The organism is Corynebacterium sp. NML 120412 (genome assembly GCF_002285155.1).
Taxonomy (GTDB): Bacteria; Actinomycetota; Actinomycetes; order Mycobacteriales; family Mycobacteriaceae; genus Corynebacterium; species Corynebacterium gottingense.
In genome coordinates this window covers 532984-556651 of the sequence record NZ_NSGL01000001.1, presented here as the reverse complement: position 1 = coordinate 556651, position 23668 = coordinate 532984, and the positions used below count along the sequence as shown (strand labels likewise).

18 protein-coding genes are annotated in these 23668 nt (G+C 65.3%); 8 read left to right on the top strand and 10 right to left on the bottom strand.

What is annotated here, in order from left to right; all coding sequences use genetic code 11:
• The first annotated feature begins 169 nt into the window (after positions 1–169).
• Both hflX and CKJ84_RS02515 read left to right on the top strand, forming a co-directional pair.
• Positions 170–1702: a GTPase HflX gene (gene hflX / locus CKJ84_RS02520; protein ID WP_095277259.1), complete on the top strand. Its 1533-nt coding sequence runs from the start codon at positions 170–172 to the stop codon at positions 1700–1702.
• Between the two features lie 62 nt (positions 1703–1764).
• Positions 1765–3042 carry a uracil-xanthine permease family protein gene (locus tag CKJ84_RS02515; protein ID WP_095545831.1) on the top strand — a complete coding sequence of 426 codons (1278 nt, stop codon included), beginning with the start codon at positions 1765–1767 and terminating at the stop codon, positions 3040–3042.
• A gap of 96 nt (positions 3043–3138) precedes the next feature.
• Here the strand turns inward: CKJ84_RS02515 and CKJ84_RS02510 are convergent, their stop codons facing one another.
• From CKJ84_RS02510 to lexA, 5 genes are all read right to left on the bottom strand, one after another.
• The gene (locus CKJ84_RS02510) at positions 3139–3408 is read right to left on the bottom strand and encodes an HPr family phosphocarrier protein (RefSeq protein WP_095277256.1); all 270 of its coding nucleotides are present in this window, start codon (positions 3406–3408) and stop codon (positions 3139–3141) included.
• A gap of 69 nt (positions 3409–3477) precedes the next feature.
• Positions 3478–5616, bottom strand: a complete 2139-nt coding sequence (locus CKJ84_RS02505) for a fructose-specific PTS transporter subunit EIIC (RefSeq protein ID WP_095545830.1) — start codon at positions 5614–5616, stop codon at positions 3478–3480.
• A gap of 39 nt (positions 5617–5655) precedes the next feature.
• Positions 5656–6621, bottom strand: coding sequence for a 1-phosphofructokinase family hexose kinase (locus CKJ84_RS02500; RefSeq protein WP_095545829.1), 966 nt, complete (start codon positions 6619–6621; stop codon positions 5656–5658).
• A 169-nt stretch (positions 6622–6790) separates the two neighbouring features.
• Positions 6791–7576 (bottom strand): DeoR/GlpR family DNA-binding transcription regulator, encoded by a 786-nt coding sequence (locus CKJ84_RS02495; RefSeq protein ID WP_095277246.1) that lies wholly within the window; start codon positions 7574–7576, stop codon positions 6791–6793.
• Between the two features lie 233 nt (positions 7577–7809).
• A complete protein-coding gene (gene lexA, locus CKJ84_RS02490) occupies positions 7810–8496 on the bottom strand; it encodes a transcriptional repressor LexA (protein WP_095277243.1) in 687 nt (228 codons plus the stop codon).
• A gap of 381 nt (positions 8497–8877) precedes the next feature.
• On the opposite strand from lexA, the gene CKJ84_RS11990 reads away from it, so the two are divergent.
• Together CKJ84_RS11990 and nrdR are read left to right on the top strand one after the other, a co-directional pair.
• Positions 8878–9093: a hypothetical protein gene (locus CKJ84_RS11990; protein ID WP_133063988.1), complete on the top strand. Its 216-nt coding sequence runs from the start codon at positions 8878–8880 to the stop codon at positions 9091–9093.
• Positions 9094–9184: 91 nt separating this feature from the next.
• Complete coding sequence (nrdR, locus tag CKJ84_RS02480) at positions 9185–9643, top strand: transcriptional regulator NrdR (protein WP_095277238.1); 459 nt, start codon at positions 9185–9187, stop codon at positions 9641–9643.
• Positions 9644–9669: 26 nt separating this feature from the next.
• On the opposite strand, the gene hrpA is transcribed toward nrdR, so the two are convergent.
• Positions 9670–13605, bottom strand: coding sequence for an ATP-dependent RNA helicase HrpA (gene hrpA, locus CKJ84_RS02475; protein ID WP_095545828.1), 3936 nt, complete (start codon positions 13603–13605; stop codon positions 9670–9672).
• A gap of 23 nt (positions 13606–13628) precedes the next feature.
• On the bottom strand, positions 13629–14585 hold the full coding sequence (locus tag CKJ84_RS02470; protein ID WP_095545827.1) for a hydrogen peroxide-inducible genes activator: 957 nt from the start codon (positions 14583–14585) through the stop codon (positions 13629–13631).
• Positions 14586–14734: 149 nt separating this feature from the next.
• Here CKJ84_RS02470 and CKJ84_RS02465 point away from each other — a divergent pair, with 149 nt between their 5' ends.
• The 3 genes from CKJ84_RS02465 to CKJ84_RS02455 all read left to right on the top strand — a co-directional run bounded on the left by CKJ84_RS02465 (position 14735) and on the right by CKJ84_RS02455 (position 17118).
• The gene (locus CKJ84_RS02465; RefSeq protein ID WP_095277230.1) at positions 14735–15331 is read left to right on the top strand and encodes a peroxiredoxin; all 597 of its coding nucleotides are present in this window, start codon (positions 14735–14737) and stop codon (positions 15329–15331) included.
• Positions 15332–15424: 93 nt separating this feature from the next.
• Positions 15425–15949 carry a carboxymuconolactone decarboxylase family protein gene (locus CKJ84_RS02460; RefSeq protein ID WP_095545826.1) on the top strand — a complete coding sequence of 175 codons (525 nt, stop codon included), beginning with the start codon at positions 15425–15427 and terminating at the stop codon, positions 15947–15949.
• Between the two features lie 140 nt (positions 15950–16089).
• Entirely contained in the window at positions 16090–17118 is a 1029-nt protein-coding gene (locus CKJ84_RS02455; protein ID WP_095545825.1) for an HNH endonuclease signature motif containing protein, read from the top strand.
• Positions 17119–17185: 67 nt separating this feature from the next.
• Here the strand turns inward: CKJ84_RS02455 and CKJ84_RS02450 are convergent, their stop codons facing one another.
• The 3 genes from CKJ84_RS02450 to CKJ84_RS02440 form a co-directional block, all read right to left on the bottom strand.
• Entirely contained in the window at positions 17186–18403 is a 1218-nt protein-coding gene (locus tag CKJ84_RS02450) for an FAD-binding oxidoreductase (RefSeq protein ID WP_186439448.1), read from the bottom strand.
• 238 nt (positions 18404–18641) lie between these two features.
• Complete coding sequence (locus CKJ84_RS02445; RefSeq protein ID WP_233125456.1) at positions 18642–21185, bottom strand: RNA helicase; 2544 nt, start codon at positions 21183–21185, stop codon at positions 18642–18644.
• 28 nt (positions 21186–21213) lie between these two features.
• On the bottom strand, positions 21214–22269 hold the full coding sequence (locus CKJ84_RS02440) for a PAC2 family protein (RefSeq protein ID WP_095534735.1): 1056 nt from the start codon (positions 22267–22269) through the stop codon (positions 21214–21216).
• Positions 22270–22471: 202 nt separating this feature from the next.
• Here CKJ84_RS02440 and CKJ84_RS02435 point away from each other — a divergent pair, with 202 nt between their 5' ends.
• On the top strand, positions 22472–23668 hold the full coding sequence (locus tag CKJ84_RS02435; RefSeq protein WP_095545822.1) for a DUF4192 domain-containing protein: 1197 nt from the start codon (positions 22472–22474) through the stop codon (positions 23666–23668).

Genomic DNA, 23668 nt, shown 5'->3' with positions numbered 1-23668 from the left:
CGGGGTGAGAACTGCGGGGTCGCGGTGGCGTCGCAAAGCACTGTGCGCACGGAATGATCCGCATGCACACGGTGTTGGAAGAAACACGTAAACTACAACGTAAGCATTCTTCGGAATGCGCTGGGCGCGCGAACCCACGCGGCCCGGAAGTTCTGACCAGAAGGACTGAATGACCTCAACGTTCTACACCCAGGGTGCTCAGGGAGCACAGGACGACCAGAGCGACCAGGATGCGGCGCGTGATGCGCTGCTTGAGCGGGCGTTCCGGCACAACTCGCCGCAGCCCGGGGCTGACGCCCCGACGACTGGCGCGCTCGACTTGGAGGAGCGCAACTCGTTCCGCAGGGTGACACAACACACCGAGATTCGGACTGACGAGCTCGAAGACGACTACGAAGTTGAGTACCGCAAGCTGCGTCTTGAGCGAGTGATCCTCGTTGGCGCGTGGCTCGAGGGCACGACCGCGGAGATGGAAGCGAACATGCGCGAGCTCGCCGCGCTGTCGGAGACGGCGGGCGCGGAAGTCGTGGAGATGATCTACCAAAAGCGCGACAAGCCGGACCCGGGCACCTACATCGGTGCCGGCAAGGTCGGGGAGCTGCGCGAGATCGTGCAGGCATCCGGCGCGGACACGGTGGTCTTTGACGGTGAGCTCTCGCCCTCGCAGATCGTGGCGCTGGAGGAGGCGCTGAAAACCAAGGTCATCGACCGCACCATGCTCATCCTGGACATCTTCGCCCAGCACGCGAAGAGCCGAGAGGGTAAGGCGCAGGTCTCGCTGGCGCAGATGGAGTACCTGTTCTCGCGCACCCGTGGTTGGGGCGGCAACCTGTCCCGCCAGGCGGGCGGTCGCGCCGGCTCCAACGGGGGCGTGGGCCTCCGCGGCCCTGGTGAGACTCGTATTGAGGCAGACCGTCGCCGCCTACGCGCGGACATGGCGCGCCTGCGCCACGAGCTGAAGGGGATGAAGACGGCGCGCGAGGTGAAACGCGCGCGGCGCCAGCGTTCCACCACGCCCAAGATTGCCATCGCTGGCTACACCAACGCGGGCAAGTCCTCGCTCATTAACGCGATGACGGACGCGGGCGTGCTGGTGGAGGACGCGCTGTTTGCCACCCTGGACCCCTCGACGCGGCGCGCCCAGCTGGCGGACGGCCGCAATGTTGTCCTCACCGATACCGTCGGTTTCGTGCGCCATCTGCCCACGCAGCTGGTCGAGGCGTTCAAGTCCACGCTGGAAGAGGTCACGAACGCGGATCTCTTGCTGCACGTGGTGGACGGCTCGGACCCGTTCCCGCTGAAGCAGATCAAGGCGGTCAACGAGGTCCTGGCAGAGATCACGCGCGAATCCGGCGAGGAAATCCCGCCGGAGATCGTCGTGGTGAACAAGATCGACGAGGCTGATCCGCTCGTGCTTGCAGAGCTGCGCCACGCCTTCGATTCCTCCGGCCACGATGTCGTCTTCGTCTCCGCCCTTACCGGCGAGGGCATCCCCGAGCTGGAAGGCAAGGTCGAGTTGTTCCTCAACACCCTCGACGCCCACGTGGAGATGCTCGTCCCGTACACCCGCGGCGACGTCGTCTCGCACGTCCACGAGGAGGGCACGGTGCGCCGCGAGGAGTACGAGGAGCAGGGCACGCGTATCGACGTCCGCCTGCCCCAGGTGCTCGCCGACCAGTACGCGGAATTCGTAGTCGCGTAAGCGGACGAGTGCCTGCGTAAACAATTGGGGCCAGCTGGGTACACCTGCCTAGACTGCCAGGTGTGAATACTTCGTATGGTTGGTCCCTACACGGCGACGGCCGCACCGTGAAACCCGGTGCCGTCGTCGCACCCGACGAACGGCTGAGCTGGCCGCGCACCATCGGCATCGGCATGCAACACGTCGTGGCCATGTTCGGCGCGACCCTGCTCGTGCCGACCCTGACCGGGTTCCCTGTCAACACCACACTGCTCTTTTCAGGTTTGGGCACGATCCTCTTCCTGCTCATCACCCAGAACAGGCTGCCCAGCTACCTTGGCTCCTCGTTCGCCTTCATCGCGCCGCTGTCCGCCTCCCAGCAGTACGGCATCGGCGCGCAGCTGGGCGGGGTGCTGGTGACAGGCTTGCTCCTCATCGCCGTCGGCGCGGTCGTGCACGTGGCCGGCAAGCGCGTGATCGACGCGGTCATGCCGCCCACCGTCACCGGCGCTATCGTCGCCCTCATCGGCTTCAACCTCGCGCCGACCGCGGTGAGCAACGTCCAAGCACAGCCAGCCGTCGCTGGCGTGACCCTCGCGGCGATCGTGCTGATCACCGTGGCGACCCGCGGGATGATCTCGCGCCTGAGCATCCTGATCGGCGTGATCGTGGGCTGGGCCTACGCCGCAGCCACGGGCGGGCTTGCCGACGACGCCCTGGACACCATCGCCGCCGCGCCCCTTATCGGCCTGCCGCAGTTCCACTCGCCGGAATTCCACCTTTCTGCCATCCTGGTCACGCTGCCCGTGATGGTGGTGCTCATCGCCGAAAACGTCGGGCACGTCAAGGCGGTCTCCGAGATGACCCACCGAGACCTGGATGACCTGCAGGGCAGGGCACTTATCGGCGACGGCATTGCCACCACCCTCGCCGGCGGTTTCGGCGGCTCCGGAACGACCACGTACGCCGAAAACATCAGCGTGATGGCGGCGACGAAGGTGTACTCCACGGCGGCGTACTGGGTGGCAGCGTGCTTTGCCATCGCGCTGGCGTTCGTGCCCAGGTTCGGCGCCATCATCTTCACGATTCCCGTCGGCGTTCTCGGCGGCGCGTGCCTGGTCCTGTATGGGCTCATCGGCATGCTGGGCGTGCGCATCTGGCAGGACAACAACGTGGACTTCACCACCCCGGTCAACCTCACTGCCGCCGCGGTCGCGCTGATCGTGGGCATTGGCAACCTGTCCTTCACCGTTGGCTCCGTGACGCTCGAGGGGATCGCCATCGGGTCTGTGGGCATCATCGTCGGCTACCCACTCATGCGGTGGCTGTACAACTCGGTCGGGGAGGGCCAGTACCGGTAAGGAGGGGATTACGGGGGGCGTCGATAAGCACGAAAGAGCCCCTGGGCCTTCACGGGGAAGGTGCCAGGGGCCTGAAGTTGTGCGATCGCGCGGAGGCTACTCCTCGTCGAGGTTCTGCTCGATCAGCGCGGCGATCTTCTCAACGGCGTCGGCGTTGTCGGAGGTGATGGTGACCTCGTCGCCGTGCTCCGCGCCCATCGCCATAATCATGAGGGAGGACGCGGCGTCAGTCTCGTCGTCCTCGTCGCCACCGACGAGGGTCAGGATGATCTCGTCATCAAACTCGCCTGCGGCGTCGGAGATGACCGTTGCCGGGCGTGCGTGCAGTCCGACGGTGGAGCCAACCTTGACGGTCTTGGAAGCCATAATGAGGTCCTTTCGAAATACTTTGGTTGAGTGCTGATTTACTGGGTACCAGTGTAGGCACCCGGTTGGTTATGCCGCTACCTGCTGCACGCCCGCCGAAGCGGTGTTTTCCTGCGTAGCCTTGTCAGCGGCGGCCTTCTGGATTTCCTTGTTGGGCCAGAAGCGCTTGATGGCAATTACGGCTAACGTGGCCACGAGTACGCCCGCGGCCAGCGCGATCACCATGCCCCACCACGGGTCGTAGGCGAAGATGACAAACACGCCGCCGTGCGGCGCCTGGCATCCCACGCCCAGGCCCATGGAGACCGCGCCCGCAGTAGCGCCACCCAGCATCATCGCGGGGATGACGCGGAACGGGTCAGCTGCTGCGAACGGGATCGCTCCCTCCGAGACGAAGGACAGGCCCAGGAGCCACGCGGACTTGCCGTTCTCCTGCTCGGCCGGGGTGAACAGCTCCTTGCGCAGGAAGGTCGCGATGGACAGCGCGATTGGCGGCACCATGCCGGCGATCATGACGGTCGCCATGATCTCGAAGCTGGCGTCCGTGCCAGCGGACAGGCCCGCGGTACCGAACAGGTACGCCGCCTTGTTCACCGGGCCACCAAGGTCAAAGCACATCATCAGGCCGATGATGATGCCAAGCAGTATTGCCGACGACCCCGTCATGGACGACAGCCAGTCGGTCAGCCCCAGCATGAGCGCCTCGAGCGGGCGGCCCAGCAGGAGGAACATCAGCAGGCCGACGATCAGGGAGGTCAGCAGCGGGATGATCACCACCGGCATGAGCGAGCCGAGCCAGCGCGGCACCTTCCAGGTCTGGATCCAGTACGCGATCACGCCGGCGAGCAGGCCGGTGACCAGGCCACCGATGAAGCCGGCACCAACCATGACGGAGATGGCGCCGCCAATGAAGCCCGGTGCGATACCGGGGCGCCCTGCCAAGCCGTAGCCGATGTAGCCGGAGAGGGCCGGCACGACGAACTGCATGCCCATCTGGCCCGTGGCAAAGAGGACGGCGCCGAGGTAGAGCGCCCACCCGGAGCGCTCAAAGGTTGCCGTGACACCGTCAACCGTCACCTCGTGGCCCGGCAGATCCCACGGCGTGAACTGGGTGACCAGCGCCTGCCAGCCGTTGGCCATGTCGTAGCCGCCGAGCAGGAAGCCGAGCGCGAGCAGGAGACCGCCCGCGGCGACGAACGGCACCATGTAGGACACGCCGGTCATGATCGCCTGCTGCAGGCGCTTCGGCCAGCTTTCGCCCGAGGACCCGGTTGCGGAGTCCTCGCCAGCGGACTCGGAGGCGGCCGCGACGCGAGGGGCCTTCGAGTCCTTCGCCGCGGCGATGGCCTCGTCGATCATCGCGTTCGGTTCGTTCACACCGCGCTTGACCGGGGAGTCCACGACCGGCTTGCCGGCAAAGCGGCCCTTGTTTCGCACGGCCACGTCGTGGGCGAAGATGACTGCGTCGGCGCTATCAATGAAGGACTGCTCGAGCGGGTCGCCGCCGGACGACCCCTGCGGCTCCACAATGAGCTCGACGTTATCGCGCTTTTCGGCTGCCTGGGTGAGCGCGTCAGCTGCCATGTAGGTGTGGGCAATGCCGGTCGCACACGAGGTGACCGCAGCGATGCGGATGACGTCCTGCTTCGCGCCGGAAGTGCCCGCGGTACCTGCAGCGCCCGCGGTGACGGCCGTGCTGCCGGCGGCTGCGGCGCCATCGGTCGTGGCCGGTTTCGGCTTCTTCTTTTTCGGTTCGGCGTTGACGACCTCCAGCACTGCGTCGACAAGCTCCTGCTCGGTGCTGGCGTTGCGAAGCTTCTCCACAAAGTCACCGCGGACCAGCGCGCGGGCCAGCTTGGACAGGATTTTCAGGTGTTCCTTGCCGCCGCCCTCGGGGGCGCCGATGAGGAAGACCAGCTCGGCATCGCCGTCGGGGCCGGAGAAATCAACCGGATTGGACAGGCGCGCGAAGGCAAGGGTGGGCTCGTTGACTGTAGCGACGCGGCAGTGCGGGATGGCCACACGGCCGTTGACACCGGTGCCGGCCTTCGCTTCGCGGGCAGTCGCCGCTTCAGCGATGGGGCCTGCGTCGGTCGCGCGCCCGGAGGCTTCTATGAGCCCGGCAAGGTGTTGGATGACGTCCGCGGGCGAGGAGCCGAAGTCCACGTCCAGCCTGACCAGGTCAGGTGTGATGAGTGGGGAGTTCATAGGAGTTCCTACTCTGTAGCGAAGGATATGGGTATTGAATTAGTTGGAAAGACTGAAGACTTTGGTGCGCTCGACGTCCAGGTCGGACGGGGAAGGAATCCCCGTGCCCGGCATCGAGGCAGCGGCCGAGCCGTAGGCCACGGCCCGGCGGAGGCAATCCGCGGGCTCGAGGCCCTCGACTCGCGCCATCACGTAGCCGGCGAGCGAGCTGTCGCCCGCGCCAACGGTGGAGCGAACGGTGATCGGGGGAGCGGAGGCCGCCCACGCGCCGTTGGCCGTGACCAGGCACGCGCCGGCGCCACCGAGCGTGACCAGCACCTCCTGCACACCTCGTTTCACGAGGGCGCGCGCTGCGGCGATGATGGCATCGTACTCGCCGCGCTCGGCGGCGGCCTCGAGCTCGTGCCCGTCCGCGCCGGTGAGCTGGGCCAGCTCGAACGAATTCGGTTTCATGATGGTCGGTGCCGCACCGTCGAGCTTGCGCCCGAGCGCCTGTAGCGGCGCATCCGACGTGTCCACAGCAATGACAAGATCCGGCGAAACCTTGCGCAGGGAAGCGACAAGCTCGGCGTACCAGTCCGGCGCCGCACCAGGCGGCAGCGAACCAGCCAGCACCGCAGCGTCGGCGTTTCGTGCGTGGTCGAGCAGTTGCTTTTCGACGCCACGCTGCTCCTCGCCCGACAACTCGGCACCACGCTCGTTGATCTTGGTGGTGGTGCCGTCCGGCTCGGTGAGCGCAGTGTTCGTGCGCACGTTGCCCTGGATGGGCACTGGTGTGAACGGGATGCGCGCGCGCTCGACAGCGCTGATGAATGGGTCGTGTGGTCCACACGGCGCGATCGCGAGGGTGTCCTTGCCAGCCAGCGCAACAGCGTTGGCGACGTTGATGCCTTTACCCCCGGCTTCGCGTCTGGCATCGGTGGCGCGGACCACTTCGCCGCGCGCCACGGCATCGACGTTGAGTGTGGCGTCGATGCTCGGGTTCGGCGTTAACGTGATGATCATGGATTCGCTCCCTACTGTTGATGTAGTGGGGTGAGGCACGAGAGCGCCCCTACGCAGCGAGTCTGTTGGCGATGCCGGGCACTAAGCGCCACCCCCCAAGTATGTCCGAATAGGTGTGATTTTTCAACCATTCGGAAGCGATCTCACACGAGTGAGGGGGAAAACGGGCTTATTCGGACGCGGTAATGACGTCGACGCCGTGTGCGACGAGTTCATCGATGAAGGACTTTGGCGCCTCCGAGTCGGTCACCAGCACATCGACTTCGCTCAGGCGGGCGAAGCTCACCAGGTAGTCGTTTCCGAGCTTGGTCGAGTCGCACATCGCCACCACCTTGTGCGCGTTTGTGACCATCGCCTTCTTGATCGCGGCCTCTTGGGGGTCGGCCGTGGAGAGCCCGTGATCAATGGTCAATGCGTTGGTGCCAATGAAGGCGACGTCGGCGCGCAGAATGGCGATGGAGCGAAGCGCGATGTCTCCGACGACCGCTTGGGTGATCGCACGAACGGTTCCACCCAGTAGCTGCACATTTTCCAAACCCGCGCTTGCCAGGTCGAGGGAGGTGGGCAGCGAGTTGGTCACGATGTGCCAATCTTTGGCCGAGGGGTGCTTGGCAATAATCTCGGCCAGACCATTGATGGTTGTGCCAGAGTCGAGGAAGAGAGATCGGTCCGGCCGGTCCGGGAGGAATTGGAGCGCTGCACGGGCGATCGCCATCTTGGCCGTGGACGCGGCGCGATAGCGGGCCTCAAGCGGAAACTCGGTGGTGAGAAAGGATTGGCTCGCTACGGCGCCACCGTGCACGCGGTGGACAATGCCCTCATCATTGAGCACAGCCAGGTCGCGACGGATCGTCTCCGCGGTGACTCCAAACTTTTCGGCCAGCTCAGTGACATTGACTCGACCTTCAACCGCGGTGAGGGAGGCAATTTGTCGCCGGCGTTCTTCTGCGTACACGGCGCTCCTTCAGTATGTCGGGATGTAAGACGGGAAAACGTATACCTGTCATTGTCGCATTGATTGGTGCCCGATTGGTTGTTGTTGTGCCCGACTCCCCCGAAGCGGGGGCAGCACCCGCCACATATCCGGAAATCGTCACAGTGGTTGAAGGTGATAAGCGGAGGTGAGCTACAAACAAGAAAAACGCCCGCGCGAGGGATCGCTGCGGGCGTGTGTTCAGGGTGGAGGTGCTACATGGTGCGGAACACGGAGACGACGCGTCCCATGATTTCCGCATTGGTGCCGTCAATAGGCGAGTAGGCATCGTTGTGGGGGAGGAGCCACACGCCGCTGGAATCCTTGTGGAACTCCTTCACCGTCGCCTCGCCGTCGAGCAGGGCTGCGACGAACTCTCCCTCCTCTGCCACGGGCTGGGAGCGAACGACGACCCAGTCGCCGGGGAGGATGCCGGCATCGCGCATCGACTCGCCGACGACCTGCAACATGAACAGGTCGCCGTCGCCGAGAAGATCCTCCGGCATCGGGTAGTAGCTCGTCACGTTCTCCTCTGCGAGGATCGGCGACCCGGCGGCAATCTGGCCGACCACTGGGATGTAGCGCGGAGTCGACGCATCCTCCGGCACGTTTGTGTCCGTGCTCGGCTTCGGCTTCTTGCCGGGTGCGTCGGGGAGATGGCGCAAGTCGACCGCGCGAGGCTTGTTCGGGTCGCGGCGCAGGAAGCCCTTCTTTTCAAGCTCTTTGAGCTGGTAGGCGACGGACGAGGTGGACTGCAACCCAGCTGCGTCGCCAATCTCGCGAATGCTTGGCGGGTAGCCGCGAAGGACGACGGCGTCCCGAATTACTTCCAAAATTCGCCGCTGACGATCAGACAGCGTCGAGATGTCCAAATCCTTGGCATCAGCCTTTTTGCGGGCCATGAGGTGCTCCTTTGATGGTGACTGTGTGTGAGTTTATTCGCGCTAACTACGCACTGCACAACCTACCAGATCGGGCAAACATGTTCGAGTTCTCAACCCGCCCGCTAGACAAGCTTTGACGTGCCTGCTATAAATCGAACATGCAACCGACATCGAACGCCTGAACGGTATTCCGTTCGACAGTGTTGGTTCGGTTCGTAAGATTGCGGTGAACGTGAAAGGAATGAACTCATGACGATGATGCAAAATGGTACTTACGGTGCTTCTACTACTCGCTTCGAGGTGGCTTCCATGCCGGCTCGTGCTGACGAGTGGGACATTGAAACCCGTGGTGTTCGGCGGTGTGGGGCTGAGCATGTTCGAACGCTCAGTAATTCGATAATGGCCGTTGATGTGGGGAGGGGTGATCCGGCGCAGTGGCCAGACCGAGCGGACGATCGGTTCGAATCCCACCGCGAAAAGCGCGAGAGCGTGCTCGTGGGACTGGGCTTGAGCGCCGCGCTGGTGATCGGGTCGATCGTGGGCGGTGCGTTCTCGGACGACACCGCGTCGATGAGCCACCAAGTCTCCGCCCAATACGTCGCTGGCGCCCGCTAGGGAAGCGGCGCGGGGGACGGTACATTGAGGAGGCAAGCCCGGGCGCACGTCCCCGGGGTGTACCCAGAACAGCGAGGAGCGGGAGCCTGCAATGTACTGTCCGTTTTGCCACAACGATCATTCGCGCGTGATGGACTCCCGCATCATTGAAGGAGGATCAGCAATCCGCCGGCGTCGTGAGTGCACCGAATGTGGGGGGCGATTCACCACCGTGGAAAAGGCAGTGCTGACGGTGGTGAAGCGCAACGGGATCAGCGAGCCGTTTGACCGTGACAAGCTCATCGTCGGCGTGCGGCGTGCCTGCCAGGGGCGCGACGTGTCGGACGACGCGCTCAAACGACTCGCGCAACAGGTCGAGGAGATCGTGCGCTCCCACGGCAGCTCACAGATCCCCGCGCACGAAATCGGCCTCGCGGTGCTCGAACCGCTCCGCGCGCTTGACGAGGTCGCCTACCTGCGCTTCGCGTCCGTGTACAAGTCGTTCGAGAGCGCCGACGACTTCGAATCAGAGATTCGTCTGATGCGGCGGCGCGACAAAGAGGACTTCTGAGCCGGTTGAGTCTGTAGCTCACGCCGCTAGGTCAGCTTGTCTACCATCTTCTCAATGCGCCGCGCGCTGACCGGCTTCGGCGTGCCAAGGCGCTGCGCGAAGACGCTCACGCGCAGTTCCTCAATCCTCCACAACACGTCCTTGTAGGCGCGAGTCTTTTCCCGCCCGGCGGGGAGCTTGGCCAACTTGGCGGCAAGGTACGACTTCGCGCCGTCGACAATTGCCTGCCGGTCCGCATCGCGGTCGGGATCCACGCGCATGTCCTCAAGGCGAATCCGGATAGCCTCGATGTAGCGCGGCATGTGCTGGAGGTGGGTCAGTCCGTGCCTGGTCAACGCGTTGCGGGGGAGGTAAAACTCGAGCTGCGAACGCATGTCATCAATCGCGGGACCTTCCCATTGCGACAGCTCCTGCGCCATGTTCGCGTACGCGACGAGCCCAGGGGCGATGCCCACCACCATGCGCCGCACCGCGCCAGGAACTTCTGGCGACACCTTGGCCACGAGCGCCGAAAACTCCTCCGGTGTACGCACGGGGCCGCCGTGCTGCATCATCAGGTCGCGAATCGCTGCCACCCGCGCATCCTCCACGAGCCCCTTCGCGCCACCGTGCGGGTACTGGTCCACCGCCACCTTCTGTCGCAGCGGCAACCCCTTGGTCATCTGCTGCGCAGACACCGAAATCTCGCGGATCAGCAGCGTGAGGGTCGCGGTGACCATCGACGCGTCCGCGGCAGCCTTCGTTGGGAAGACCGTGACGCGCACGCCGTCGCGGGTAGCCTCCAGCGCGGGGAACGCGTCGACGCTATTGCCATCAATGGTGGTTTGCACCGTCGCCGGCACCTCGCCCAGGGAGTCCGCCGTCCACTTCGCCACGGCCTTAGACTCCGCTGCCCGGCTCGCCTTTGACACCGACGAGCGGATCTTGCCCGCCTGCCGCTTCTTCAGCGCGGCAAGGTCCTTGTCGTGGTCGACAACCTTCCCGCGCTTGTCAATTGCGGCGTACGTCATGGTCAGGTGCGCCGGGAGTCGAGTCGGTGAGAAGTCTGACCCGTTGACCCCGGAGGCCCCCAGTGACTGGAGGGCGGACGCGAGGGCGTCGACAAGCGGCTGCCCGTCTTCGAGGAGGGGCAGGGCGCGCTGCGCGAAGTCGGGCGCGGGGACGACAGTGGTGCGAATCGCCTTGGGGAGCGAGCGGATGAGCTCGGTGATGAGCTCCTCGCGCAGCCCCGGTACAAGCCAGTCGAAGCCGTCCGGGCTCAGGCCTGCGAGCAGCGGGACCGGGACCTCGACCGTGACGCCATCGAAGGGGTCGCCGGGCTCAAACTTGTAGCGCAGGTCGTAGTTGATCGATCCCTGGCGCCACGTCTCGGGGAAGGCGGTGGCTGAGGTGTCGGTGCCGGTGTCGTCAAGCAGCGATTCCGGGTCGAAGTCGAGGAAGTGCTTGTCTGTGCGGCGCTGCTTCTTCCACCAGGAGTCGAAGTGCCGCGCGGTGGTCACGTCGGCGGGCAGCTTGGCGTCGTAAAACTCGAACAGCGTGTCCTCATCGACCACGAGGCCGCGGCGTCGGACCTTTTCCTCCACCTCGGAGGCCTCCGCGAGCAGGGCGTCATTGTGCTCGATGAACGTGTGGTGGCGGTTCCAATCGCCCTCCAGCAGCGCGTGTCGGATGAACATGCTGCGCGCTGCCTCCGGATCCACCTTGTGGTACGGAACGAGCCGGTCGCGCACAATCGTGACGCCGTAAAGCATTGACTTCTGGTGCACCATCGCCGCGGAGCGCTTGCGCGACCACACCGGTTCGGAATAGCTGTGTTTGAGCAGGTCTTTCGCGGCGCGTTCCACCCACTGCGGCTCGATCTTGGCCACGTCGCGGGCCCACAGCCGCGAGGTCTCCACCAGTTCCGCGGCCATGAGGAACTCCGGCGGCTTCTTGCTCAGGCTCGAGCCGGGGAAGACGAGGAAGCGGGTGCCGCGCGCGCCCTGGAACTCCTTCGAGTTGCCGTCGCGCGCGCCGATGTTTGACAGCAGGCCGGTGAGCAGCGATTTGTGCACGGCGTCGGCGTCTGCTGCGCCGTCGCCTTGAGTGCTTTGCGACGCCCGCACAATCCACCCCAACTGCTTTTCCACATCCCGCAGCTGCCGCACCAGGTCGTACCATTCGCGGATACGCATGTAGTGCAGGAACTCGCGCTTCATCCGTTTGCGGAACGCGTTGCCCGACAGCTCGTCGCGGGACTCGTTGATGTAGTCCCAGAGCTTGAGCACGGAGAGGAAGTCGGACGTCTTATCCTTGAAGCGTGCGTGCGCCTGATCCGCCTGCGCTTGGTACTCCAGGGGGCGTTCGCGCACGTCCTGGATGGTCATGCCGGCGACGATCACGGTGACGCGATCGAGTACGCCGAGGGTGTTGGCCTCGACGAGCATGCGCGCCATGCGCGGGTCGACGGGGATGCGCGCGAGGTCGAGGCCGATGTCCGTCAAGACGGGGGCGCCGCTGCGCTCCTTGTCGGTGATCGCGCCCAGCTCGTGGAGGAGCAGGAGACCGTCGCGCACTGCCTTGTGATCCGGTGGCTGGATAAACGGGAACTCGGAAATGTCGCCGAGGCGCAGCGAAATCATTTGCAGGATGACGCTGGCCAGGTTGGTGCGCAGGATTTCCGGGTCGGTGAACTCGGGCCGCGCCTCGAAGTTTTCCTCCGAGTACAGGCGGATGGCAATGCCGTCGGCGGTACGTCCCGAGCGGCCCGATCGCTGGTTCGCGCTGGCCTGCGAAACCTCCTCGATGGGCAGGCGCTGTACCTTCGTGCGGGTGGAGTAGCGAGAGATACGGGCCAGCCCGGTATCCACCACGTAGTGGATCCCCGGCACGGTCAGCGAGGTCTCCGCGATGTTGGTCGCCAGCACGATGCGGCGGCCGGAGTGCGGGGAAAACACGCGGTGTTGCTCCGCGTTGGAGAGGCGCCCGAACAGCGGCACGACCTCCACGCCGCGCCAGTGCTGCTTCTCCAGCGCCTCCATGCAGTCGCGGATGTCACGTTCGGATGAGAAGAAGCAGAGGATGTCGCCTTCGCCCTCGCTCATGAGCTCCTTGCAGGCATCGACGACGCCGTCGATCATGTCGATGTCCACGTCTTTCGTGCCCGACTTCGTCTCCACTTGCTCGACGAGCGGCCGGTAGCGGATCTCCACCGGGTAGGTACGGCCCGAGACCTCGATGATTGGCGCGGGCGTGCCGTCGGCGGCCGCGAAGTGCGCGGCAAAGCGCTCCGGGTCGATCGTCGCCGAGGTGACAATGACCTTGAGGTCCGGCCGCTTCGGCAGGAGCCGCTTGAGGTAGCCGAGGAGGAAATCGATGTTCAGGCTGCGCTCGTGGGCTTCATCGATGATGATCGTGTCGTAGGCGTTGAGAAAACGGTCGCGCTGCATCTCCGTGAGGAGGATGCCGTCCGTCATCAGCTTCACGGCGGTAGAGTCCGACACCTTGTCGTCGAAGCGGATGGCGTAGCCGACGGTTTGACCAATTTTTTGCCCCAGCTCGTCGGCGATGCGCTCGGCCACCGTGCGCGCGGCGATCCTGCGCGGCTGCGTGTGTCCGATCAGCCCGCGTCGCCCGCGCCCCATCTCCAGCAGCATTTTCGGGATCTGCGTGGTCTTGCCCGAGCCCGTCTCGCCAGCGATGATCACGACCTGGTTGTCGCGGATCAGCTCCATGATGTCGTCGCGCCGCGCGGAAACGGGCAGCTGCTCAGGGTACTCGATGGCGGGCACGAGGGCATTTCGCTTCTCGACGCCACGCGCCGCCTCCGCAATGTCCGCCCCGATCGCGGCGAGCGCCTGCGGCGCCTTGGCCTTGGAAAGCCGCCGCCGGAACCGGCGCTCCTGGTTGATCGGCACCGAGTCGAGCTGGCGGTACAGCTCGTCCTTGCTCGGCACGTCCGTATTGTCTGGATCCTTTTTCATCACTGCTGGACCAGCTTAGTAGCTCAATGCGTGAGCGCTGCATCTCCGCGCGCGGCGGCCTCCGCGTACGCGGCCTTCACCAGTTCGCCCAGGGCCTCGAACTCTTCAGCGCGGCTTGACGACGCCCGGTACGCAAGCCCAATGGTGCGCTGCGCCCCAACGCCGGTGGCGAAGGTCGCCAGCCCGATCCCGGGGCGGGTGCATTCGCTGGCCACGGCGGACTTGGGCACCAGCGTTGAGCCGAAACCAGCGCCGACGAGCTGCATGATCGTGGTGAGCGACGCCGCCCGCGTCACCGACTGGTTGGCGGCGGGGTGAGACACATTCGCCAGCTTGCACAGGTCGACGATTTGTTCGCGGAGGCAGTGGCCGTCGTCAAGCAACAGCAGGTCGAGCTCCTCGAGGGCGGCGAGCGGCAGGTCGCGACGCCCCGCGAGCGCGTCATCCTCGTGGGTGACGGCGACGAATTCCTCGTCGTAGAGGGGCAGTTCCGTGAGCGTGGGCGTCTCGGTGGGGAGGGCGAGGACGGCGAGGTCGATGCGGCCGTCGCGAAGCTGCTCGAGCAAACGCTCGGTCTGTTCCTCCACGATGCGCGGCTGCAGGTTCTCGTACTCGGACCGCAGGCGCGGCAGGAGATCCGCCAGAAGGTACGGGGCGACCGTGGGGATCATCCCGATGGTCAACGGGCCGTTGAGCACGCCGTGGGCGCCCTGTGCGCGGGCGACGAAAGCGTCGGCTGCTTCGAGCGTGGTTTTTGCGAAGGGGAGCAGCTCCTCGCCGGCGGCGGTGACGATGACCTTGCGCGTCGAGCGCTCGATGAGCTGTATACCCAGCCCGCCCTCGAGCGCGACGAGGGCCTGCGACAACGACGGCTGCGAGATACCGAGCTTGGCCGCGGCGGTGCCGAAGTGCTTGTTCTCCGCGATCGTGACGAAGGTGCGCAGCTGCGCGAGCGTCGGTTTATATTCCTTATTGCTCATGCCTATCATCATACCGCACCTTTATAGGTTTTGTTGTTGAGCTTCCGGGTGGGCTGTGGCATACTCGGGTGGCAGAAGACGTGAGAACGTGTTCGTGACTAACTGCGTCACAGTACGCAAATTCACCCTATGTATATGGAGGAATCACTATGCCGATCATGACTGTTGGGGAGCGTTTCCCGGAGTTCAACCTGACCGCGCTCAAGGGCGGCAACCTCAAGGAAGCAGACGCGTCCTCCCCGGACGACTACTTCGAGCAGGTCTCCCTGGACAAGTACGAGGGCAAGTGGAAGATCGTCTTCTTCTACCCCAAAGACTTCACCTTCGTATGCCCGACCGAGATTGCCGCCTTTGGCAAGCTCAACGAGGAGTTTGAGGACCGCGACACCCAGGTGCTCGGCGGCTCCACGGACAACGAGTTCTCCCACTTCAACTGGCGCGCAACGCACGAGGACCTGCTGGACATCCCGTTCCCGATGTTCGCCGACGTCCGCCACGACCTGATCCGTGCTCTCGGCGTCGAGAACGCTGACGGCGTGTGCGACCGCGCGACCTTCATCATCGACCCGGACGGCATCGTCCAGTTCGTGTCCGTCACCCCGGACGCCGTCGGCCGCAACGTCGACGAGGTCCTGCGCGTCCTCGACGCACTGCAGTCCGAGGAGGTTTGCGCCTGCGACTGGCAGAAGAACGATCCGACCAAGAACATCGACAAGATGGCCGTGGTTCAGGACGCCCTGAAGTAGCGCGATTCTTCGCACGAAGCCGCCCCGCGCTCCGCACCGCTGGAGTGGCGGGGCGCTCGTCTACTTACCACCAATCACACGAAAGGACACCCAATGTCTATTGACAACCTGCGCGGCGCTCTGCCGGAGTACGCCAAGGACCAGAAGCTGAACCTCGGTTCGCTGACCCGCTCGACCGAGCTGAGCGAGCAGCAGCTGTGGGGCGCGCTCGTCGCCGCTGCCGCCGCGACCCGCAACGCGACCGTCATCTCCGAAATTACCGACGAGGCGAAGGAGCACCTCTCCGAGGAGGCCCTCAACGCTGCGTTCGGCGCCGCCACCGTGATGGCGATGAACAACGTCGGCTACCGCGCCAAGGGCTGGCTTGGCGACGACTACTCGCAGGTCAAGTTCGGCCTCCGCATGAACATCATCTCCAAGCCGGGTGTGGAGAAGGCCGACTTCGAGCTGTGGTCCCTCACCGTTTCCGCGATCAACGGCTGCGAGCACTGCAGCGTCGCCCACGCGAACACGCTGCGCGAGGAGGGCATGACCAAGGAGCAGATCTGGGAGGGCGTCAAGGTCGGCGCCGTCGTACAGGCCGTCGCCCAGGCCATCGAGATCGAGGTAGCGCGCTAGCAGCTCGCTTATCGACGCCACGCAAACCCCCAACCCTATTTAGACGCACCAAACCGGCCCGCGGTTCCCTCCCGGGCCGAAAATGGGTGAATCCTCACAACCCATTGTTTCCCCAGCTCAGAGCCGGTAACGTGGCTGCCATGAACGCACTGGCAGACCTCGTATCCATCGACCGCCGCGGCATGCAACTTGTCGCGGCGGCCGCTGGCATGACCCTCGAGGACCTCACCGCACTCGGCCTGCCACGCGACCGCGCCCGCCAACTCCACACCCCCGCAACCGTCCTGTGCGGCACACCCAGCCACACCGCCTACCAACGCCGCGCCCACACCGGCGCCGCAACCAACCAGCACCGCCTGGACACCCTCGCCTACATCGCCCGCAGCGCCCGCACCATCACCGACACCACCGCCCGCTGGACCTACATCGACACCCTCTGCAACACACCCGGCGACCTGACCCACATCACCCGCGTTGCCAACGAACTGAAAACCGAACTCCAGCCCGCACCCCCGCGCCCCGAACAAGCCCGCGTAACCCACCACGGCGACGGCATGGCCACCCTGCGCATCACCGGGCCCGCCCTAGCCATCCAAGGTGTTTACGACGCGGCGAACAACAACATCACCGGCTGGCTGGCAAACGACTGCCCCAAAGCCGACTACCTCGTACGCGTTACCGCCAACCTGGACCTCGGCGACTACCAACGCATCATCGCCGGCACCGGCGACGACGTCGAGGTCCACTTCGCCAACGGGGTGATCACCACCGGGGAAGAATTCGTGCGCATGCAACTCGCAGAGCTCGGCAGCATCATCCTCATCGGCGCGATGGACGGGCCCGTCAACGCCTACAACGCGCGCTTCGCCTCGGCGAAACACCGCGAGATCATGCTTGCCGACGCCACCACGTGCACCTGGAAAGACTGCACCGTACCAGCCACACGCTGCCAGGCGCACCACATGAGCGAACACCGCCACGGCGGCGAGACCACGCCCGCCAACCTTGGTTGGTTGTGCCAGTACCACAACTCGCAGGCCGCGACCGGCGCCCGGGGCCACACCGAACGGCGGGACGGACAGATCTACTACGTCTCACCATACGGAAACGCCACCCCAACCGGCACCGACCACACCGCCCGCGCGCCCAGCCGCACACCGCCCGACTGACCCCCAACGCAAAAGCCCGCGCGCCAGCAACCCTGGCGCGCGGGCAAGCATGCCCGCAGGCGGTGGCCTACAGGCCGGCGAACGGGCTGCGCAGCGGGTCGAACGGCTCGATGGTGCGGTCCACCTCGCCGGTGGCGATCTGCTTGGCCAGCATCTTGCCCGACACCGGGCCGAGGACGATGCCCCACATGCCGTGGCCGCCGTTGGTGTACACGTTGGGCACCTTGGTCGCGCCGACGAGCGGCAGGCCGTCCGGGGTCACGGGGCGCGAGCCGACCCACTCGTCCTGGCGGGCGTCCCAGTCGATGCCGCGGAACATCGGCTTCGTCGCATGGATCATGGAGGCGACGCGGCCCGGCTGGAACGCCTCGTCGGGGCCGCGGAACTCCATCGTGCCCGCCACGCGCAGGCGGCCCTGGTACGGCGTGCAGGCGATCTTCTGCTCTGGCAGGTAGACGGGGCACTCGGGCACGGTCTCCGTCTCTACGCTGAACGAGTAGCCGCGCCCCGCCTGCACCATGGTGGTGACGCCCAGCTCGCGCGCCAGTGCGGGCATCCACGCGCCGGTGGCGATCACGACGACGTCGGCAGGCTTCCATTCGCCCGTGGACAGCTGCACGGCCGGTTTGCGGGTGGAGGTCACCTTCGTCACTTCGGCGCCGGTGGTGATGGTGCCGCCGCGCGCGGTGAACGAGTCGGCGATGGCCTGGCAGTAGGGGCCCGGCTCGATGAAGCGTTGGCCTTGCATGCGGTATATGGCCTTGACATTGTCGGTGAGCATGGGGGCGTGCTCGCGGGCGTCGTCAAGCGAAATCGGCTCGAACGGGATCTCCTGGCCGTGGCGGATGGCCCCGTCGACCTCCTTGAGGAAGCCCTTGGCCTGCGACTGTGACTCGAAGCCGATGATGTACGGCGAGCGGTAGGACTTGGAGGTCACGCCGCCCGCTTCGAGGTCGTCGAAGGCGGCGAGCGAGGCCATGTCGGCGGGGGTCAGGCCGGCCATGGTCTTGTCCCACGCGCGCTGCGTGGCGTGCGCCATGAACTGTGCGCAGAACGCCCACAGCTTCGGGTCGACGCGCACGGGAACAGAGAGCGCGGCGTTGCGGTCGAAGAGCGCGGTCGGCCCGTAGGCCCAGAGGCTGGAGTTGGACAACGGGATCGTCTTGCCGGGCGCGAGCCAGCCGGCGTTGCCCCACGAGGAGCCGCCCGCGACGCCAATTTTGTCTACGACCTCAACGTCGTACCCGTATTCCTGCAGGAACCATGCGGTGGACAGGCCTGTCATGCCTGCGCCGATCACGAGCGCACGAGTCAATTGTGTTACTCCTCACAAATTGTCGGATTGTGTTTGGAACAACAATGTACCGCACGCCAGTGAGGTGAATGTCACGTTCGCTGGGTGAATTTTACGCACTGCATATTGTGCAAGTTATGCAGCTGCGCGCATGAAAAGCCCAGCTCACGTACCTGTCTATCCACAGAAAAGGGGCATGCTTATCGACGCCACGCCACCCCCAAAAGAGCTACCCCTCCCGCAATTCCAAAGATCGGAGCCGGACTTCTCCCGCCTCGTCGGAGGCGTCCAAGTCCACAACGCCGTGGAATTGGAACGCGTTGTCGCCCTCCGGGTCCTTGAGGATCTGGGTGACCTCCCAGGTGCGCCCGGTGGTGTCGCCAAGCCGGAAGTACTCGGGTCCACGAGCGTCGGGGCCGGTGTCGACGTCGTCGTACTCGTCGAAGTAGTCGTCCATCCCGGCGGGGAAGTCGGGGCGCGCGTCCGGGTCAAGGTAGTCGAACATCTCGTCCAGCTCGCGTTCCTTCTCCAGCGCGAAAAGTTCGGCGAGGCGGAAGAAGGCGTTGCGGACCATGATGGTGAAGGCGCGCCGGTTGGCGGTGAGGGCGTTCGGGTCCTCGACGCCGAACGCTAGCTCGCGGTCCAGCGTCGCCTGGTCGATGGGGGAGTCTTCGTCGGCCATGTGCGCCCATTCGTCGATAAGCGACGAGTCCACCTGGCGGATCAACTCGCCGAGCCACACGATGATGTCTTCGAGCTCCTCGTTCATGTTGGCTTCGGGGATGGAGTGGGAGAGGGTGCGCCACGCGTCGGTGAGGTAGCGCAGCACCACGCCCTCGCTGCGCGCGAGGCCGTACGTGGCGATGAGATCGGAAAACGTCATGGCGTGTTCGATCATGTCGCGCACGACGGACTTCGGCGCGAGCTCGAACTCTTTCGCCCACGGGTTGCCCTGGCAAAAGGTATCGAAGGCCTCGTCGAGTTCGTCAGCAAGCGGCTTCGGGTAGGTGACGTCCTCGATGAGCGCCATGCGCTCGGTGTAGTCCACGCCGTCCGCCTTAAGCGCGGCGATTTCCTCGCCGCGGGCGGCGGATTGCTGTGCCTGGAGGAGCTGGCGGGGGTCGTCGAGAATTGCTTCAAACGTCGAGATGACGTCGAGCGCGTAGGTGTCGGACTCGGGGTCCAAGATGGTGAGGAACGCGAGCGCGAACGGTGACAACGGCTGGTTGAGCGCAAAGTCGCGGTCCAGTTCCCGGGTGAGCGTGTAGGGGCGGAATGCGGGCGAGTCGGGCGTGCGCTCGACGACGCCCGCGTTGATCAGCCCGCGGAACAAGTCGACCGCGGTGAGGATGTCTCGGTTCTGCTTCGCCCGCGAGTCGTGGTTGGTGCGCAGCAGGTGGCGCATGTGCTCGTAGCCGTCGCCCGGGCGGGCCACCACGTTGAGCAGCATCGAGTTGGACACGCTGAACTGGCTGGTCAGCTCCTCCGGCTCCGCGGTGGTGAGCCGGTTGAACGTGTCCTCGGACCAGGAGACCTCGCCGTCGCGGGCGGACTTCTTCCGCAGCTTCTTGCGCTTCTTCGGGTCGTCGCCGGCCTTCCTGCGCAGCTTCACGTTTTCAATCTCGTGCTCCGGCGCCTCTACGACGACGGTGCCCTCCGTGTCGTAGCCGGCGCGCCCGGCCCGGCCGGCAATCTGGTGGAATTCGCGAGATTTGAGGATGCGTTGGCGCGTCCCGTCGTACTTGGCCAGGCCGGTCATCACCACGGTGCGGATCGGCACGTTAATGCCCACGCCCAGCGTGTCGGTACCGCAGATCACTTTGAGCAGGCCGGTTTGTGAGAGCCGCTCCACCAAGCGGCGGTACTTGGGCAGCATGCCGGCGTGGTGGATACCGATGCCGCGGCGCACCAGCTTGGACAGCGTCTTGCCAAAGGTAGTGGTAAAGCGGAACGAGCCGATCTCTTCGGCGATGCGCCGCTTCTCCTCGTCGGTGATGATCTTCAGGCTGGTCAGCGCCTGGGCGCGCTCGGTAGCTTCGCGCTGGGAGAAGTGGACGACGTAGATGGGGGCCTTGCCATCGTCGAGAAGCTGCTCGATCGTCTCGTGGACCGGGGTGAACACGTAGTGGAAGTCGAGCGGCACGGGGCGCTCGGACCCGCCGACGTAGGTGGTCTGGCGGCCCGTGCGTGAGGTGAGGTCTTTCTCCAGCCAGGCGGTGTCGCCGAGCGTTGCAGACATGAGCAGGAACTGGGCCTTCGGCAGCTCGAGGAGCGGCACCTGCCAGGCCCAGCCGCGGTCGGGCTCGGAATAATAGTGGAACTCGTCCATGACCACCTGGTCGATCTTCGCGTCCTTGCCCTCGCGCAGGGCGATATTTGCGACGATCTCCGCCGTCGCCGCGATAATCGGCGCAGACCCGTTCACTGTCGCGTCGCCGGTCATCATGCCGACGTTTTCGGCGCCGAAGATCTCGCACAGGGCGAAGAACTTCTCGCTGACCAGCGCCTTGATCGGCGCGGTGTAGAACGTGCGCTGCCCGCGGGTCAGGGCGATGAAGTGCGCCGCGTTGGCCACCATGGACTTGCCGGACCCGGTGGGGGTGGCGAGGATGACGTTGTCACCGGCGAGCAGCGCGAGCGACGCTTCCTCTTGCGCCGGGTACAGCGAGATGCCGCGGGACGAGGTCCAGGAGAGGAAGGAGTCCCACGCGGCTTCGTCGAGAAGCGGTGCGGGGACGTCGGCGAGATCGGCGAGCAAGTCAGATAAAGTCACGCTCACCACCGTAGCCGAGGAGCGAAACCTACTCGTCGTCGTCCGGTTTTTCCGGGTCTGCAGGGTCTTCAGGGTCGATGAGGAAGTGGTCCATCAGCAAATTGTTCTCGTCGTCGCCGAACGGCAGGCTCAGCTGCTGTTCGTCCTGGCCGAGCACGCGGTCGCGGTCCTCGATGGCGGTGAGATAGTTCTCAAACGCGTCGCTGATCTCCTCGCCGCTCGGCACCTGCGCCTCGCCCGGCATCATGGCCTGCGGGTGGCGCTCGCGGTAGTCACTGATCTCCTTGTCGTAGTGCTCCTCCAGCGCGTGGACCACGTGGGCGATCTCGTCGGAACCGGCCATCTGCTCGGCCAGCTGCTGCGACACCCGCGTGATGTCCGACTCCAGAGCGCGCAGCGGGAACTTCAGCTTAGTCGCGTCCTCGATGGACTGGAGCAGCTGGAACGTCGCGTGCGGGTACGGGGACGACGCCACGTAGTGGGGCACGTGCGCCGTAAACCCGGCGACGGGCTTGCCGCGCTTGTGCAGGGCGCGCTCGATGAGGATCGAAGCAGAGCCGGGCACCGTGACCATGCCGTCGAAGGTATACATGTTGCCCACCAGCTCGCTGCTGTTGCCGTGTGCCGAGACGACCAGCGGGCGGGTGTGCGGGGCGCCCATCGGCGCCGCGTAGAGGCAAATCGTCTGCGCGACGCCGAAGCGCTGCGCCAGGTCGCTCACGGCCTCGCTGAACGCCTCCCACCGCAGGTCGGGCTCGGGGCCGGACAGGAGGAGGAAGGAGCGCCCTGCTTCGTCACGAAGCACGCGCAGGTCCAGCTGCAGGTCATCGATGTCCGTGATCTCGTGCTGCGCGATGGTCACTGCGGGGCGGCGCGAGCGGTAGTCAATGAGCTCATCGTTGCTAAACGTGGCGAGCGTGCGGGAGTCCAGCGCCGCCTTGAGGTGCTCGGCGGCTCCCTCGACGGCGTGGCCGGCGTCGGCGTAACCCTGCATTGCCACCACGAGCGCCGGGCCGTTCGCGGATTCCTCGCCGACGGAGGGCGCCGGGTATTCCAGTTCATACATGCGAGACGTATCAGACATGTGCTTCCTCCCAAATGATCTCGCGGTACGCCACATTGCCCGGACAAATGCCGGGTGGCGTACCTTTTCGCATTATCAAAGACAACTACGCCAGGGGTGAAACTATTCCACGCGTCCCGCGCCAAGGTGGCAACAATGATACCGCAGCAAAGAAGTTTCCCGGACGAGGGAACCGAGGCGGTGCTTTTTGCGTCCAATATGTATGAAGCAATCACGAAACTTTGACGCCAATGACCACCGCCCCAACAACCCGCCGTACGGCCCCGCCGAACTCATCGCCTGCATCCCAGGCGCGCTCGGCTTCTACCCGCAAGAATCCCTCGTCCTCATTGGCCTGAGCCACGCCGGCGAGGACTCCACCTCGTACACGGTCGGCCCGATCGTGCGCGCTGATCTGGCGAGTGAGGAGCAGATCGCGTTCGGGCTGCGGGCGCTTTTCGACGCCCACCAGGACCTCCACCTCGCCGTCATCATCACCCGCATCCCGAACTCGGATTTGGCGATGGAAACCGCCTACTTCCTGCAGTCCCTGGATACCCAGCTCGACCTCCCGCCGCTCGCCGCGTGCTGGCACGTCTCCGAGATCGCCGCGGGCACGCCCTACACCCTGCTTTTCGACGCCACCAGCCCCCAACTCTTCCCCGCACACCACGAGCGCACCGCCGCCCCCGCCTCGTACTTCTCCGGCACCGTGCCGTCGATCGTGCACGCGCCAACCATGCGCGGATTGCTTGACAACGGCATGCTTCCAGAGCTTCGTCGCGAGGACATGCACCTCTTCTTCGAATCCGACAATTCCGGCGACCTGCGCCGATGCCGCGCGCTTTACGACGCCGCGTATCACTCCGGCCGCCGTCTCATCCAACAACTCGCGCCGCACCCGGCAGGCGCCGGCGAGGGCTGCGGCGACAGGTGGGACGCCATCAACCTGATCGAGGACGGCTGCGTGACGCTCATCCATGGCGGCGCGGGCAACCCGGAGTTTCCGGCGGGGACGTCACGCCGGCCGCTGCAGTTGAGCGACTGCTTCCGCGACGACGAGGAGATCGTCCTGCTGGCCTCGCTGCTGTCCCGCAGTAAGCTGCGCGATTGTCTCGTCGAGGACGTCCTCGAGCACTCCGCGACGGCCGCTCAGGCGCTGCTGCTCATCGCGCGAAACTTTACGGGCGTCATCCGCGCGAACGCGCTGAGCTTGTGGGCGCTCGCAGCGGCGGCGTCGGACCTGGAGCCGTGGGCGTTCGCGGCGCTGCGGGCGGCCCAGGACGAGGTGCCAGGGCATTCGCTGTCCGCGGTGCAGCGCCAGCTGATGGCGATCGGCGAGTGGCAAGGGATGGTCAACACCGCACTCGCCGGGTGCCGCGAGTCGTGGGACGACCTGCTCCGCGAGCAGGCGGCGTGA

What these genes read in the sequence shown, in the direction of transcription:
- hflX (WP_095277259.1), top strand. Translation starts at nt 170, where the DNA reads ATGACCTCAACGTTCTACACCCAGGGTGCTCAGGGAGCACAGGACGAC.
- CKJ84_RS02510 (WP_095277256.1), bottom strand. Translation starts at nt 3,408, where the DNA reads ATGGCTTCCAAGACCGTCAAGGTTGGCTCCACCGTCGGACTGCACGCA.
- CKJ84_RS02505 (WP_095545830.1), bottom strand. Translation starts at nt 5,616, where the DNA reads ATGAACTCCCCACTCATCACACCTGACCTGGTCAGGCTGGACGTGGAC.
- CKJ84_RS02500 (WP_095545829.1), bottom strand. Translation starts at nt 6,621, where the DNA reads ATGATCATCACGTTAACGCCGAACCCGAGCATCGACGCCACACTCAAC.
- lexA (WP_095277243.1), bottom strand. Translation starts at nt 8,496, where the DNA reads ATGGCCCGCAAAAAGGCTGATGCCAAGGATTTGGACATCTCGACGCTG.
- CKJ84_RS11990 (WP_133063988.1), top strand. Translation starts at nt 8,878, where the DNA reads ATGGCCGTTGATGTGGGGAGGGGTGATCCGGCGCAGTGGCCAGACCGA.
- nrdR (WP_095277238.1), top strand. Translation starts at nt 9,185, where the DNA reads ATGTACTGTCCGTTTTGCCACAACGATCATTCGCGCGTGATGGACTCC.
- hrpA (WP_095545828.1), bottom strand. Translation starts at nt 13,605, where the DNA reads ATGAAAAAGGATCCAGACAATACGGACGTGCCGAGCAAGGACGAGCTG.
- CKJ84_RS02470 (WP_095545827.1), bottom strand. Translation starts at nt 14,585, where the DNA reads ATGAGCAATAAGGAATATAAACCGACGCTCGCGCAGCTGCGCACCTTC.
- CKJ84_RS02465 (WP_095277230.1), top strand. Translation starts at nt 14,735, where the DNA reads ATGCCGATCATGACTGTTGGGGAGCGTTTCCCGGAGTTCAACCTGACC.
- CKJ84_RS02460 (WP_095545826.1), top strand. Translation starts at nt 15,425, where the DNA reads ATGTCTATTGACAACCTGCGCGGCGCTCTGCCGGAGTACGCCAAGGAC.
- CKJ84_RS02455 (WP_095545825.1), top strand. Translation starts at nt 16,090, where the DNA reads ATGAACGCACTGGCAGACCTCGTATCCATCGACCGCCGCGGCATGCAA.
- CKJ84_RS02450 (WP_186439448.1), bottom strand. Translation starts at nt 18,403, where the DNA reads ATGACAGGCCTGTCCACCGCATGGTTCCTGCAGGAATACGGGTACGAC.
- CKJ84_RS02440 (WP_095534735.1), bottom strand. Translation starts at nt 22,269, where the DNA reads ATGTCTGATACGTCTCGCATGTATGAACTGGAATACCCGGCGCCCTCC.
- CKJ84_RS02435 (WP_095545822.1), top strand. Translation starts at nt 22,472, where the DNA reads ATGAAGCAATCACGAAACTTTGACGCCAATGACCACCGCCCCAACAAC.